This window comes from Heyndrickxia camelliae, assembly GCF_002844575.1.
Taxonomy (GTDB): domain Bacteria; phylum Bacillota; class Bacilli; order Bacillales; family Bacillaceae_C; genus Margalitia; species Margalitia camelliae.
Window position 1 is genome coordinate 146,145 of sequence record NZ_PIQO01000007.1, and the last position, 14,193, is coordinate 160,337.

The window sequence follows — 14,193 nt, forward strand, 5'->3', positions numbered from 1 at the left end:
GTTCCACCTTATGAAGAACAATGATCCGTATGTGGATTTTTCATACGTTGTTTCAATTCTGAAATTGCTTCTTCAAATGTGAAAATGGTGCCGCCAAAGCCCTTTTGAAATTGTTCTATTTGTTTGTAAGATTCAAATACAATGGCTTGGGGCTGGCAGCAATTCATATGGAAATCTGCACCAATTAAATAATAAGCGATTTGGGCACTGATTGTTGTACCGTTCAAAAAATCCTTACATATAATCTGGGAAACCCGATTTGCAATATCTCCATATCTTAACAAGCCACAGTGCGGGCAGCAGGTATGTTCAATCGTTTGATCTACGGTTATGATTTGCATGCTGTGTCTAGTGTTCGCCTCTTTATAGCAATATGTACAATTTTGCGAAGGCAAAGCAGATTTTCGAATAAAGGATATTCCACGAGATGTCTTTAAGATTTTGTTTTGGTCGATTAATGGCTTTATATCTCGATAAATGGTCATCTCTGATACATCTAATCTTTTGCTAAGCTCCGAAACAGTAATGGTTTGTTCTTTTTCTAACCATATTAAAATTTGCTGTTGTCTTTCAGCAGGCAACATGACCGACCCTCCTGTCCTATTTCACCTTCTACACTACTTGTTTCAAATTCGATAATCAACCTATTTTATGTGATAATTTGTGAAAAAATGTTGTATTTTTTCAAACAAAAAAGTGTCAGGCATGGGATTTAAATGATTATCCTGTGCCTGACACTTTTTTTACACATCTACCTTCACAACAAATGGTGCTACTATTATTTTTCCTTCATATTTAAATTGTCCCCAGATTTTGTAGACGCCCTTCTTTGGAAAATAAGTCATAAAGGTTACACTCGGACCTTTTTCGTTCGTGGTCATTGGATGGATATGCAAGTATTCCTTTAAATCATTACTTATCGCAACCGCATGCCCCATGGCACCCATATATGGTTCTAGATTCTTTATGGGCTTATTTGTTTTCGCATCCCGAATAGTAAACTTCATATCCAAGTCCATACAGGCCATTATATGATCAAAGGAAAGAGTTATTTTTTTTCCGTCAATGACTTTCGTCATATGCTTGTCAGGTTCAATCGGAACTGCAGCAGGTGCATCTCCCTTCACATGAATCCGATGTCTTTGGACACTGTTATCTTCTGCACCTTTTGGGGTAAACTCCGTAATGATATCATAGTCCCCAGCGGCAGGTAGAGATGTGGTGATATCGAACTCACCATTTCCTTTATACTGTGGGTGAATATGAGAAAAGTACGATAAGTCTTTACTTACAATGATCATATGCATTAATTTTTCATGAACTAGATCAAACTTTGATATAGCTTTTCCCTTCTTATCCTTGATTAAAATGGAAATAGGGAATTCTTCATTCGGTTTTATTTCCTTAGGAGTAGTCCAATCTGCGTTCGTTGGTGTGACTTTTCCTTGCATGGAACTCATACCTTTATGCTCCATTTCTGACATAGGCACATGAGCCGCACCGCTGCAACCAGACACCGCAACCATACCAACAAGCAAAATAGAAAGTATATATCGTTTCAGTTGGCATTCTCCTTCCTGAATTTATATTTTTATCCATTAACATTATAAGATTGCACTATTACAATGTAAAATTCAACCTGGTGATCTTTATAGGCGGACACCAGATTATTATTGACACCAATACCGTATTTTTCCGTACTCTTTGCGGACAGAGGTTCCGTGATTGGATTTTATATTGATCAAGAGCAAAATCAAGGTTCGTTTAGCCTCGGTAAATAAAATCCATTGCGAAATATAACGGATCCTTCCCCCCTCTTATCAAAGGGGTCTGCACAATGATCAAATACCTTTTATCAAAAAGCCCAATTCCCACTTCGGAAAATAGCAATTCGAGAACCGTTTTGCATAACGCCATCTATATCCATTTTTTCAGAACCAATCATAAAATCTTCATGAACATTACTATCGTTTAATCCAACTGATACTCTTTCCTCAACGGTAAGCGCTGCTCCTCCTTCATAACAAGTTGGATAAGCAGATCCGATTGCTAAATGGTTGGAGGCATTCTCATCAAAAAGCGTGCTAAAAAATAGGATGCCTGAATTAGAAATTGGAGAGTCGTGGGGTACCAAGGCCACTTCTCCTAAATAACTTGCTCCCTCATCGGTCTGAATTAACTTTTCTAACAACTCCTGACCCTTCTTAGCTTTCACCTTAATTATCTTTCCTGCTTCAAAATGCAACGTAAACTCTTCAATAACATTCCCTTGAAAAGCAAGTGGTTTTGTACTTGTCACATAGCCATTAACACCTGTACGAAGTGGGCATGTGTATACTTCCTCCGTTGGCATATTAGCGACAAACGTGGTTCCCACGGAATTGACACTGCTGCCAGTTAGCCAAATATGTTTTTCTGGCAACTCAATGTATAAGTCTGTTCCCTCTGCCCTATAATGAAGTTCGCGAAGGCGCAACTTATTTAGCTGCTCCGCTTTTTGTTTCAGCCCATTAATATGTTCTCTCCACTCATCAATAGGATTTTCTAAGTCAATTCTCGTTGCGTTAAAAATTTTCTCCCATAGTGCAGGAACTCGCTCCGCTTCCTCTAGCTGTGGAAAAATTTTATCCGCCCATTTTTTGGAGGGAACTGCTATAATAGACCAGCTTATTTTATCCGTATCAAGTGCCTCATAAAAATTTTCCAGAGCATCTCCGCGTGCCTTTTGAAAATTTAATATTCTATCTGTGGAAATGCCCGTCAAAAGATCCGGGTCTTCCGCATCCACCTGTAAAATTGCTCCGCCTTCTTCTACTAAATCGTCATGTGCTTTTACCAACCAGTCCGGAAACTTCTTAAATGTTTCCTCCGGTGCTAATTCATAGTGAGTTCTCTTAATTTCTTCATCATACCAATCAACATGGACGTTTTTTGCTCCCGCTAAGTAAGCTTGTCTGACAATTTTACGAATTACCTGTTCTGTTCCGAGGGGTGCATTAATCCACAATGGCTGGCCGGGCTGGATATTCACCCCCACTTTAACGGCTAATTCAGCATATTTATCCATTTTCTGTTCGAAGTTCATTTGTATTCCCCTTCCGTTTTGCTTAACTTCATTTTAATGAAACTTATGATTATTTTCTAATACTATTTTACTGCCGAAATACCCGTATCCAAGATAATAATTATGATTTACATCTGATTATTGGCAGCTGGATAACTGTTAGACACAATAGAATCATGCGAGTGCATTTTTGAATGCAACTACATATAGGCTTATTTCTGTAAATAACAGTAAAGCTTTATATATTTTTAGAATATTGAATCGATTAATATTTATTTTCGTATTAATATGTATATACATGAAAAGGGGGCGTTCTAAGTGAAAAGGTTTTTATACAATCTTGGCTGTACAGTCGTTATTGGGTTTCTTTTATACTTTGGATTAATGTATAAAGTTGATTTAAAAGAAGTAGTGGATATGACATACAATATGAAGCCTCTTATCATTTTTTCAACCATATATCCTATTATTATTGGTTTGTTACTCCGGTTGCCGAAGCTGTTTTTGGAGATTAAAGAAAGAAAACATTGGACCTTTAATTGGACTAAAGTTATCCCAATCGGATTACCAGCTCTCTATATAGCTTTGTTACCCTCTTTAGTTTTTTTAACCGGAATAAAATTTTTATTCGCAAAAGAGTTGATATTTTTGGATAGTAGTAGTGTCATCACAACAACCGCTGGCATTGTTTTTGGTTATGTTTTATTAGATAGTGTAAAAAGTAACCGTTAATCCGTTCATGCAAAAATTAGAGAAAATCCCCTCTTTTTCTTAAAATAGGGGATTTTAAACGTTTTAATAGACTTTGAAAAAGTCATTTATATGGTTAACGATGGTAACTCCAGATCATAAAGGAAAAGAATTAGGCACGGATGCTTTTCCTCCATAGAAAAAGGTTTGCAATCAGCATGATTACAATGTATATATATACACCAAAACCTACCAATGTACTTAAATAATGCAATCCTGCAAAAATCACTATTGGAATCATCAAACCGAATACTTTCCAACTTTCTGTCTGACCTACTGCTTCAAAGCTTTCTGAGAAGGGAATGGCTTTTTTCAAAATGATAAAACAAATAACAGAATATAAAGCAGAAATTAGTAACACCAAAATTAGATCTGGGATCACTCTGCCCCCAAATATAACGACAAATAAGATACAGATAATAAAATACATTGGGAGGTAAAGCCTTACTAAAAATGCTTTCAAAGTCCCTTTAAATAGTGGCGATAAATCTCCTAGCGGCAATGTTTTATAGATCCAAGCACCCTTATATTTTCCGGAGAACTTAAGCATCATGATGACACTAGGAATAAAAATCATGGTTGAATAAATGGTTAAATATCCCTTGCCGTCAGAAATACTAGAAAATCCCCCATCTCGTAAACTATTAAAGAGAAAGATAAAAGGCATAATGATGGCAAATCCTAATGATGGATATACCTTCAGCTTAAAATCACGTTCATTTTTCATCATGATGCTTGCAAAACGGAAAAAGGCCTGTTCTTCTTTACTGGAACATACTAATTGGATGATGGTTTTTCCAAATTTACTTTGTTTCTTTTCTTTCGCCACGCTATGAACAGCAAGCTTTTGAAGATTTTTTTCAAAAGTCGGCACCAATCGTAAATAAACGAAAAACGCTACAATTGGGACAGAAATCGCCAAAATAGAGAATATTATATAAAAAGAATCAAAATGTCCATTTAGTGCTACTTCATATGGGGCTGCAAACCACATTGGGATAATAAACACTTGCCACCACTTAGGAGTGAGTACTGCGTGAAAGTTGATGATTTCAAAAGATCGTCCTAATACTTGATAGCCGATCATGATGGTGAACGACAGCCCGATCTGGACATAATTTACGATATCCTTTAGCTTTTCCCCGTCAAAGAATTTTAAAATCAACATGTAAATTAATGCAGTTAATACTAAGATGAAGGCTTCCATTAAGATAATCAGGATAATGGATAAAAGAAAAAATACAATCCCATGTCTAAAAAGCCCTACAATCAAAGGTATCGTAACAATAGAGGCTGTCAAATAAAACAAGTAGATGAATACATGCATCATTTTCGCCGCACTGATTGTCTTCTTATCTATTGGTCTTGTATACAAAATATTTTTATCACGAATATCGAGCAAAACCGATGAAAAATCAGCAATCATCGATGTCATGACAATAAACATAACAAAGCCGAACATAATAGACATTTGAAAAAGATAATTATCACCGAGAACGATGAACGGAATTGTTAATAGTCCAAAAAAAGCATACATCCAAAGTGATTTCAAAAATCCATTTCCTTCGTTATCCGCTTTCTTTTTCTTTCTTTGGGCTCCTTGGTTAAAAACAGTTGGGACCCTTCTCCCGTCCATCAAAAGTTTTACCTGTAGTATCTTCCTCATGGTTGAATAATCGACGCCAGCTCTTTGGAAAAGACTACTGAATTTGTCGAGAAACTTTAATGTCCGAATATCTTTCATTCTTACACCTCATGTACAACCGAGACAAATCTAGTCCCAATATCCTTATGTTCATGGAAATCAGTGAGCTCATTAAAGATTTCTTCCAGTGTTCCTTCATGATTTTGATTTTTTAATTCTGCGAAAGTGCCATCAGCGACTATATTTCCCCCATGTAGCAAAATAATTCGACTGCTGATTTTTTCAACCACATCCATAATATGAGAAGAGTAAAAAATTGTCTTTCCATGTGCAGCTAATTGAGCTAAGATTTCCTTAAAAATCATGACACTATTAGCATCTAGACCATTGATTGGTTCATCTAAAAACAAAATATCCGGGTTATGCAGCATGCTTGAGATTATAAGAAGCTTTTGCCGCATACCTTTTGAGTAAGAGGCAATTCGAGAGTGGTATACTTCTCCTACACCGAACAATTCCATTAAACTTTTAGCTTTATAATCCACACGATCATATTCCATTCCATACAATTCACCGATAAAGGTTAAATACTCATGACCTGTTAAATTATCATATACTTCCGCAATTTCCGGCACATACCCAATTCTTCGCTTATAATCTATATTTCCATCTGAGATATCTGTTCCAAAAATTTTAATTTCACCGGTATATCCTTCCTCAATGCCGAGCAAGAGTTTTACAGTAGTACTTTTTCCGGCACCATTTGGACCAATATATCCAATAATCTCCCCACGTTCTACAGTTAGATTAATTCCTTGCAGCACTTTTTTTGCCCCATAATTTTTTTGTAAATCCTGTATGCTTAAGACTTCTTCCCCCATCACTTCACCCTCTTTTAGTAGATATATTCATATTTTAGCATATATTTCCTTGTGGGTCTTAGGTGAATTAATATCTCAGTTGTAAGATAAAAATAAGACAAATGTCAGGTTAGGAACTTTGTGGATAAATAAGTTATTCTTCACCTCTAGCAACGGTTATGGATAATTGGTTTTAATTTCAGAATGAAATCATGTCTATCTTGTTATAATGTAAAAATATAAGGAGAGACGAAATATGAAATGGTTAAAATTTATTCTTATTATATGTATTATCCTTACTGGAGGCGGAGCTGTTTGGTATTACTATCCACAGTATCAAATAAGCAAATTGCAAAAAGCAGCTGCAATGTCCACAAGTAATCAACATAAGAAAACCTCCTATATTCAATACTTTGCTAAAAAGAAAATTGCGAACATTCATCTGTTGGCGATTGGAGATTCAGTTATTAAAGGAATTGGTGCAAGTCAAAATAAAGACTTTATCACACAGTTTTCCACTGAATTAACACATGCTACCGGAAAACCCGTTGTTTCAGAAAATGAGGGCATTCCAGGTATTACTAGTTCGGAGTTGAATGAACTTATCAAGCAGGAGAAATTTGATCAAGGGATTAAAAACGCCGATATTATTACTATTAATGTAGGCGGGAACGATATCTTACGAATAGCAAAACAAAAAAATATTTATCAAGCGATTCAATCTTTTCATACCTTACAAAATGATTTTGAAAATAACTTAAAACAGATAACCATGCATATTCAAAAACTGAATCCGAAAGCAACATTAGTCTATTTGGAACTATATAACCCATTAAATCCAACCAACCAGTATTACGGATTAGCAAATAAACTGCTGCCAAAGTGGAATATCAATATTTATAAAGCAGCAGAACAAATACCTTCATCGATCGTAGTACAGACATCTAAGGTTATCAATGATAAACATTTACAATATCTTTCAGCGGATGGTGTTCATCCAAATTCAAAAGGCTATTTAGCTATTTCACGGAAGATGTTATATGAGTTTCAGCATACAGCAAAGCCAACATCCACTTAGTTTCCCAAAACGTGAGTACCATGTTGTAGTTATTTATCAATATAAGCAAAACCGCTTTGGTTAATTCAAAGCGGTTTTGCTTATGATTTCACATTATTATAATGACCATTTCCTCTACATGTCCTTCACCCAGATTTCGTGCATAACCGGTACTACTGAACAATAGGTTTAGACTTTGTTGCGGATTATACACAGGTCGTTTTTATAAAAAAGATATAGTTTATAATTAAAATTCTCCTTTACTATGAAGCTTTTACAATAAAGTATTCTCATACCAAATATTATAGGTCAAAAGTATGATATTCTATCGACGATTTAACATGCTATTATGGATAATATTGGGAACAATTACTGTTTTTAAGATGGGGGATGGAAATGATTAAACGGATATTTTTCATAATGTGTGCTATTTTGTTTATCTTGACGGGATGTTCAGAGAAGCAAAGTATAAATAAAAAAAGGGAAGTCGCTTCAGATAAAGTATCATCTAATGTAGAAGAGAACGAGAGCACAAATGTGAACAAACAAAGGGAAAACAGTGATTTGGATACAATCATATCTATTTCCGTTCCTAAGACATTGGATGACCTTAGAAAGACGCCGCCTGGGCGTTTATCGAAGGACATACCATATGAAAAGGAGACCTCACAAATATGGGGTGATTTTGATATAAGTGAATACAAGGAACAAACGTTACAAAAATTAAAGGAACTAACAGCAGTAACAGATGATGTAGACACTATTTTTAAAGGCCTGCTATATTATTTAGGAAGTAATAGTTATTCACAGTCCATCGAGAGATTAACTGATTATAATGGTGGACTATATGAACCCTATTTACCTCAGCCAGGCGATATAAAGACGACAAGTGAGAAGAAAATAAAGAGTTCTGGAAAAGCTATTATCTTGCTCGATGCAAGCTCTAGTATGCTGCTTAATGTAGATGGAAAGCAAAAGATGAACATTGCTAAAACAGCTGTCGGCAGATTCGCAAGTACAGTCGGTCAGGATAACGAGATTTCCTTATATGTATATGGACATAAGGGAACTCAAGACGATAAGGATAAGATATTATCTTGTTCATCAATTGAGGAGGTCTATCCTCTTCAACGATATGTTGCGAAACGTTTTTCAAAATCAGTAGAAGAAATTCAAGCAAAAGGATGGACTCCACTAGCAGAGGCAATTAAAACAGCGAAGGCAAAAACGGCATCCCTAAGCGGAGCGATAACGCTATACATTGTAAGTGATGGAGCGGAAACATGTGGTGGGAACCCTGTTAAAGAAGCAAGGTCATTTGCGAATGAAAATAACCAACGTAAAGTAAATATTATTGGATTTGACGTTGATCAAAAATCGGAGAACCAATTAAAAGAAGTAGCAAAAGCGGGAAATGGTGAATACATATCCGCTAAGAATACCAATGAATTGGATAATTCCATTGAAAAAAAATGGGTGCCAAGTATTTATGATGTAATGAAAAAGCATAATTCATTACTTAAAAATTGGGGGAGGACTTGGAATAACTTAACGGAGCGAAGTGCCCTTGCAGACCGTATCCTTTATGCCAGCTACAATGAAAAAAGCAGGTTTACCCAAGCAATTGCTTTGATGAGGTCCAATCACTTACTTTCAGAAGAAAAGCTAGTCCAATTAGGAAACTTAGTTAATCATTATCAACAAAATATTGTAAAGGAAAAAGAAAAGCTAGAAAAAATAAAAAGTGAGGAAGAAAATAAAGAGCTTAACAGGATACAAAATAAGGTTCTAGAATGGGAGAAAGAGATGGAACAGTTGCGGAAGTCGCAATGAAATGTTCGTAACTAATTCCGAGAATAAGAGATTAGAGGTTTCACAAACTACGTGAAACCTCTATTTTATTTCTTTACATCAAACAGAACTGCTTAAGTTAACTTTGCCTTTCTACTTGAAAATACGAACCTAATATCTCTTGTGTTGGAATAGACTGCTCTCCTTTTAATCTTAGCAAAAACGGGCCTTCCACATGTTGTTGCAAATAATCGGCTAGAAATCCACATCCGGAAGGGGAGGCAAAAGTGAGATTTCCACCTTTTAAAGAGATCTGAATACAAGTTGCTCCCAGATCCTCATCTATAAAGGGCTCACTCTTTCTTAATCCAAATAAATGACTCCATTTTTCTGTGTGTAATTCTATGTCATGAACGGCAAATACCAGATCATCTAATTCCACTTTTCCAATCGAATGACCATTTATTTTTTCCTGTAAATCCAATTGACGATCCTCATCACTCTGATCCCATTGAATAACAAACGGTAATGGCAATTTTGAATCATTATCCTTAATAAAGAGCATTTTCCAGCGTATCGTTATACCATCATCCCTTGTTCTTTCCCCAGCCACTGGACCATCTATATTAAATCCAAGTTCACTTGCTCTCTCCGCAACCGTTTCTATCTGATTGGTCCGGAGTGCAATTCTATTAAATCCTTGTATACTCGGTAAAAGATTGATAGCTTGTTGGGTAAGGTCATGATGAATGGCTGCTTGTTCCGCCTTCTTCCGATCCCTTATCCCTAAAAATTCTATATAGCTTAACCCGAAATAGGCTAAGGAGTTATAAGTTCCCCATTTTTCATGGTTACCCCCCGCAAAAGCATGAAGCCCCATTTTTTTGGCATCTTCCATTGCTCCAAGTGGGTTCTGAACAAAATGTACAAGATGATCAAAGGAGAATTCCACTACTACACCACTCCTATCTAATTACTAACACGAACATCCTAACTTGCTCCGGATTTTCCTTTGTTAGCTCTTATTATGCTATTTGTGCACACTTAAAGGCAATAATACTGAGATTGCTTTGGAAACAGATTAACCATTGACTTCCTCCGCTTTCCAATAATAATCGCTGAATACTTTTGCAAATGCATCAACCGCATTGTATAATTCTTCTAAATTATTATCGACGCCGCCAAATTCTAGTAAAATGGATCGATTGGAAAGATCTTGATTATAAATACCATTTCCCTCGCTCTTACTTTTAATAAAGACCCCTCTGCTGAGTCCAGGATATAATTTTTCCAACATCGAATTTAATTCCTTCGCGTAATTCAAATTATCTTTATAATTTTTATTTTCCTTTCCGACTATGATATCTATTCTAGCGTATTTTTTTCCTTTAATAGTAGTGGTAGTGACCGCTTTTCTCTGTGAGTCCCGATGAATATCTATTAAAAACTTTACATCACGGTCACCTGTCATTACCTCTTGGGCATGTTCACGTGAAAGACTATATGCATTATTATAATTCCAGTTTTTCGCTTTCAACTCTGCCCCCATATTGCTTGTATCGTGTTCTACACCAATTCCCTTATCTATTAATGCTTGAGTTAGTCGTGATCCTACTGCAACCACATTAATTTTGTTATTAGTGCTCGTCGCATCATTAGGGACCTTCGCGCCGCTAATTAATGGTAGGAATGATTCCCAACTATGGGATTGATAGATATAAACCACTTTTTTCAAGGTATTATTAGAAGAATCCCCTTGTTTACTTTTTTCTTCTGAGTTACTCTCATTATTTAGATTTTGGTTATCAGCAATCGGACGTTCCTTTATGATATCATCATTCGATTTGGGCGGAGGATCAAACGGGAGATTTGTAAGATTTGTTCCCTTTCCCGCAATAGCTATTTCTGTATTATACATATCCAAACCTGGTATTTCACGACCAAGAAGAGTGATAGACTTCGAAGGGTTGATATTGGTTACTAGAGTAAATAAAACTTTCGAAAGTGATATATTAGAATTGACATTCTTGTCTATAAATAATAAGTGGTTTTCACTCTGCAGCATAGAAGCAAATATGCCTGAATAATCTAATTTACTCAATGACTGTTTTAATGATGCGGATGAGGGGCTTATAGGCGTCTTCACTAAACAAAATACCAATAGAAATACCAACATAACACCAACAAATATCCTACTAAAAAATATAACAATATGAATAGGTTTACTATTTTTTTCAAGCATAGAATTACCTCCTATTACTAGTAATCTATGCAGAGTTTGTCCTATTTAGAATTTGATTTCATATAAAATAGAAAAAGACTAGCATCCATCCCATGCTAGTCTAATGTAAATTTAATATTTCTTTACTGCTTTCAAAACGATTGCTTCCCCTTTAAAAGAGACTACTTGATTATCTTCTATTTTTATTGCAAATTTCCGCTTAACATCATCAGATGCATTTATGATGATTTTTGTTAATTTCTTTTTCTCTATATCGGACACATTCATTCTATCGCACCATGGTTCAAAGCTAAATACCTTCTCAAAGCGGTGCCATTCTTCTACTTCAAACCCATTTGCTTCTAGCATTTGTAGCCATTCGGATTTTTTCCAAGCTCGAAAATGGCTATAATCACGGATTTTTTCAATTGTATTATAAAATATATCGTATTCCTTTGCCTCAGGGACAACATTATCGTCTAACAAAAATTGACCATTTTCTTTTAAAACCCTATTAACCTCAGAAATAAAGTCAAGGATATTTGGAAAATGATGTGGTGCAATTCTACAAGTGACCACGTCAAACGTTTCGTTTGCATACGGTATATTCTCTGCATCCCCTTCTACAAACTGGACATTTTGATGGCCATTTCCTGTAATGAATTTTTCCGCTGCAAGCAACATTTCCTTGGTCAAATCAAGTGCTATGATGCTTTTCACACGAGAGGCAAAAGTATTCGCAGTATGTCCCCCGCCTGTTGCAATATCCAACAGCTTCTCATTACCAGTTAGGGTTGCCATTTCAATGAGCATCTGAAGATCCTTTCCGTCTTTATGCACTTTACTTTCGACATAGGATTCAGCACTTTTTCCAAACTGTTCTTGAACATCCTTTTTTGTTTGACTCATCCTCTTCCCTCCACCATTTGTTCTGTAAGTAGACAGTTCGTATAAATTATTTTAAATCCTGCATTTCCTATGGGCATCTTTTCCTATTAGGAATACCTGGCTATAGATTTTATTTACAAAACCTACCTTGTTTAAGAAAAGAGCGATTGCTTATTTTTACTATACGGCAGAGTAGGTATTATGAAAATATTTGATTTTTAATGTTTTAACATAAGAAAAAGTTATCGGAAATAACAAAGTAAAGCCTCCCTAAAATGTGGGGAGGCTCAATTTCTATATTCTTTTATAACATACCTTATTGAGCACCTGCGATTTTTCTTCTTGGTTTTCTTACCCGATTTGAGATCGTATCCTTTTGCGGAGTGGTTCTCTTAATAAAAAAGGATAGTAAGAAGGCGACAATCGTTAAGGCAGTTGCAACCATAAATGCATCATTTATTCCCATAACCATTCCCTGGTGCTCAGCAAGTAAATAGTGCACTTTGTCTGATTTCAATATATGTTGATGAATCATGATATTTTTCACATGACTAGCACCCTCATTTGTCATAATAGAGACAAAGAAAGCCATTCCGACTGCTCCGGCAATCATTCTAAATGTATTCACCATGGCAGTACCAAATTTATTTAGGCTAGCAGGCAACTCGTTTAATCCTGCTGTAAAGATTGGCATCATCACTAATGACATTCCCAGCATTCTCAATGTATATACTGTTACGACATAAGTAAAGGAAGTTGTTACTTCCAATCTTGTGAGTGAAAAAGTGGTTATAATGGTCATTCCCAGCCCTATGACGGTTAACCATTTTGCACCATATCTATCAAATAATTTTCCGGTAATCGGAGACATAATTCCCATTACAATACCGCCAGGCAAAAGCATAAGTCCTGACATAAGCGGTGAAAATCCACGTACATTTTGCATATAGATTGGCATTAAAATCATACCTGAGAACATGGCCATTGTAACAACAACATTGATTATAGTTGTAAGTGAAAAGATTTTATAGCGAAAAATTCGAAACTCTAGAATAGGTTCTTCAACAACCCATTGTCTCCATACAAATAAGATCAAGCTGATACCACCGATAATGAACATGGAGATAACATCGGTTCCTCCCCATCCATTTGTACCTGCTGTTGCAAAACCATATAAAACTCCGCCAAAACCGATAGTGGATAAAATCACGCCAATAACATCCAGCTTTGGCCTACTTGTTTCTGTAACGTTTTTCATGGTAAAAATAGCAACAATAAAATTTAAAAAGGCAAATGGAAAAACAATAAAGAATAATACTCTCCATGAATGGCTTTGGACGACCCAACCTGACAATGTTGGTCCGACAGCTGGTGCAAAGTTCATTGCAACCCCAAATAGCCCCATTGCAAAACCACGACGCTCAGTCGGAAACAAAATAAAAATAATATTTGTAATAAGCGGAAATAGAATTCCAGCACCGATAGCCTGGATAACTCTTCCGATTAAAATAATCGAAAAGGTTGGCGCAATTCCACAAATCAATGTTCCTAATGCAAATAACCCCATTGAAGTGAGATATAGCTGCCTAGTTGTAAATCGGTTCATTAAAAAAGCTGTAATCGGGATTACAATTCCGTTTACAAGCATAAAAATAGTAGTTAACCAGTCTGCCGTTGTCGCCGATATGTGAAGTTTATTCATCATCTGCGGCAACGCAACATTGATTAATGTCTGGTTCAAAAAGGCGATGACCGCTCCAATGAGCATGACGGTAAAAATCGGACCTGTCCGAACCACATTTTTTGTTGTTGCACTCATCTGTTATTGTCCTCCTCAAGTTGTATACTTAGAATTTTTTTGCGTATATGCTTAAAAAATCAGCGAACACTGATTTAAAAATAAATTGGTGTAATAAT

At 35.9% G+C, this 14,193-nt stretch carries 12 protein-coding genes; 3 read left to right on the forward strand and 9 right to left on the reverse strand.

The genetic code is table 11. The annotated features are described in order from the left end of the window. Positions 1-8: 8 nt before the first annotated feature. From CWO92_RS11580 to CWO92_RS11590, 3 genes are all read right to left on the reverse strand, one after another. Positions 9-584, reverse strand: coding sequence for a DeoR family transcriptional regulator (locus CWO92_RS11580; protein WP_101354359.1), 576 nt, complete (start codon positions 582-584; stop codon positions 9-11). A gap of 159 nt (positions 585-743) precedes the next feature. Then, on the reverse strand, positions 744-1,460 hold the full coding sequence (locus CWO92_RS11585) for a DUF8832 domain-containing protein (protein ID WP_235851599.1): 717 nt from the start codon (positions 1,458-1,460) through the stop codon (positions 744-746). 395 nt (positions 1,461-1,855) lie between these two features. Next, positions 1,856-3,085 (reverse strand): aminopeptidase, encoded by a 1,230-nt coding sequence (locus CWO92_RS11590; protein WP_101354361.1) that lies wholly within the window; start codon positions 3,083-3,085, stop codon positions 1,856-1,858. 297 nt (positions 3,086-3,382) lie between these two features. Between CWO92_RS11590 and CWO92_RS11595 the strand changes: the two genes are divergently transcribed. After that, on the forward strand, positions 3,383-3,796 hold the full coding sequence (locus CWO92_RS11595; RefSeq protein WP_101354362.1) for a hypothetical protein: 414 nt from the start codon (positions 3,383-3,385) through the stop codon (positions 3,794-3,796). A 130-nt stretch (positions 3,797-3,926) separates the two neighbouring features. On the opposite strand, the gene CWO92_RS11600 is transcribed toward CWO92_RS11595, so the two are convergent. Next, positions 3,927-5,558 (reverse strand): hypothetical protein, encoded by a 1,632-nt coding sequence (locus tag CWO92_RS11600; protein WP_101354363.1) that lies wholly within the window; start codon positions 5,556-5,558, stop codon positions 3,927-3,929. 2 nt (positions 5,559-5,560) lie between these two features. Continuing rightward, on the reverse strand, positions 5,561-6,340 hold the full coding sequence (locus CWO92_RS11605; RefSeq protein ID WP_101354364.1) for an ABC transporter ATP-binding protein: 780 nt from the start codon (positions 6,338-6,340) through the stop codon (positions 5,561-5,563). Between the two features lie 235 nt (positions 6,341-6,575). Between CWO92_RS11605 and CWO92_RS11610 the strand changes: the two genes are divergently transcribed. Both CWO92_RS11610 and CWO92_RS11615 read left to right on the forward strand, forming a co-directional pair. Further along, the gene (locus CWO92_RS11610) at positions 6,576-7,397 is read left to right on the forward strand and encodes a GDSL-type esterase/lipase family protein (protein ID WP_101354365.1); all 822 of its coding nucleotides are present in this window, start codon (positions 6,576-6,578) and stop codon (positions 7,395-7,397) included. A 375-nt stretch (positions 7,398-7,772) separates the two neighbouring features. Beyond that, the gene (locus CWO92_RS11615) at positions 7,773-9,209 is read left to right on the forward strand and encodes a vWA domain-containing protein (protein WP_101354366.1); all 1,437 of its coding nucleotides are present in this window, start codon (positions 7,773-7,775) and stop codon (positions 9,207-9,209) included. A 97-nt stretch (positions 9,210-9,306) separates the two neighbouring features. Here the strand turns inward: CWO92_RS11615 and CWO92_RS11620 are convergent, their stop codons facing one another. The 4 genes from CWO92_RS11620 to CWO92_RS11635 all read right to left on the reverse strand — a co-directional run bounded on the left by CWO92_RS11620 (position 9,307) and on the right by CWO92_RS11635 (position 14,095). Further along, complete coding sequence (locus CWO92_RS11620; RefSeq protein ID WP_101354367.1) at positions 9,307-10,119, reverse strand: VOC family protein; 813 nt, start codon at positions 10,117-10,119, stop codon at positions 9,307-9,309. A 129-nt stretch (positions 10,120-10,248) separates the two neighbouring features. Then, positions 10,249-11,409 carry a stage II sporulation protein P gene (gene spoIIP, locus CWO92_RS11625; protein ID WP_101354368.1) on the reverse strand — a complete coding sequence of 387 codons (1,161 nt, stop codon included), beginning with the start codon at positions 11,407-11,409 and terminating at the stop codon, positions 10,249-10,251. A gap of 111 nt (positions 11,410-11,520) precedes the next feature. Next, positions 11,521-12,297 carry a class I SAM-dependent methyltransferase gene (locus tag CWO92_RS11630; protein WP_101354369.1) on the reverse strand — a complete coding sequence of 259 codons (777 nt, stop codon included), beginning with the start codon at positions 12,295-12,297 and terminating at the stop codon, positions 11,521-11,523. A gap of 295 nt (positions 12,298-12,592) precedes the next feature. Then, entirely contained in the window at positions 12,593-14,095 is a 1,503-nt protein-coding gene (locus CWO92_RS11635; protein ID WP_101354370.1) for a DHA2 family efflux MFS transporter permease subunit, read from the reverse strand. Positions 14,096-14,193 lie beyond the last annotated feature (98 nt).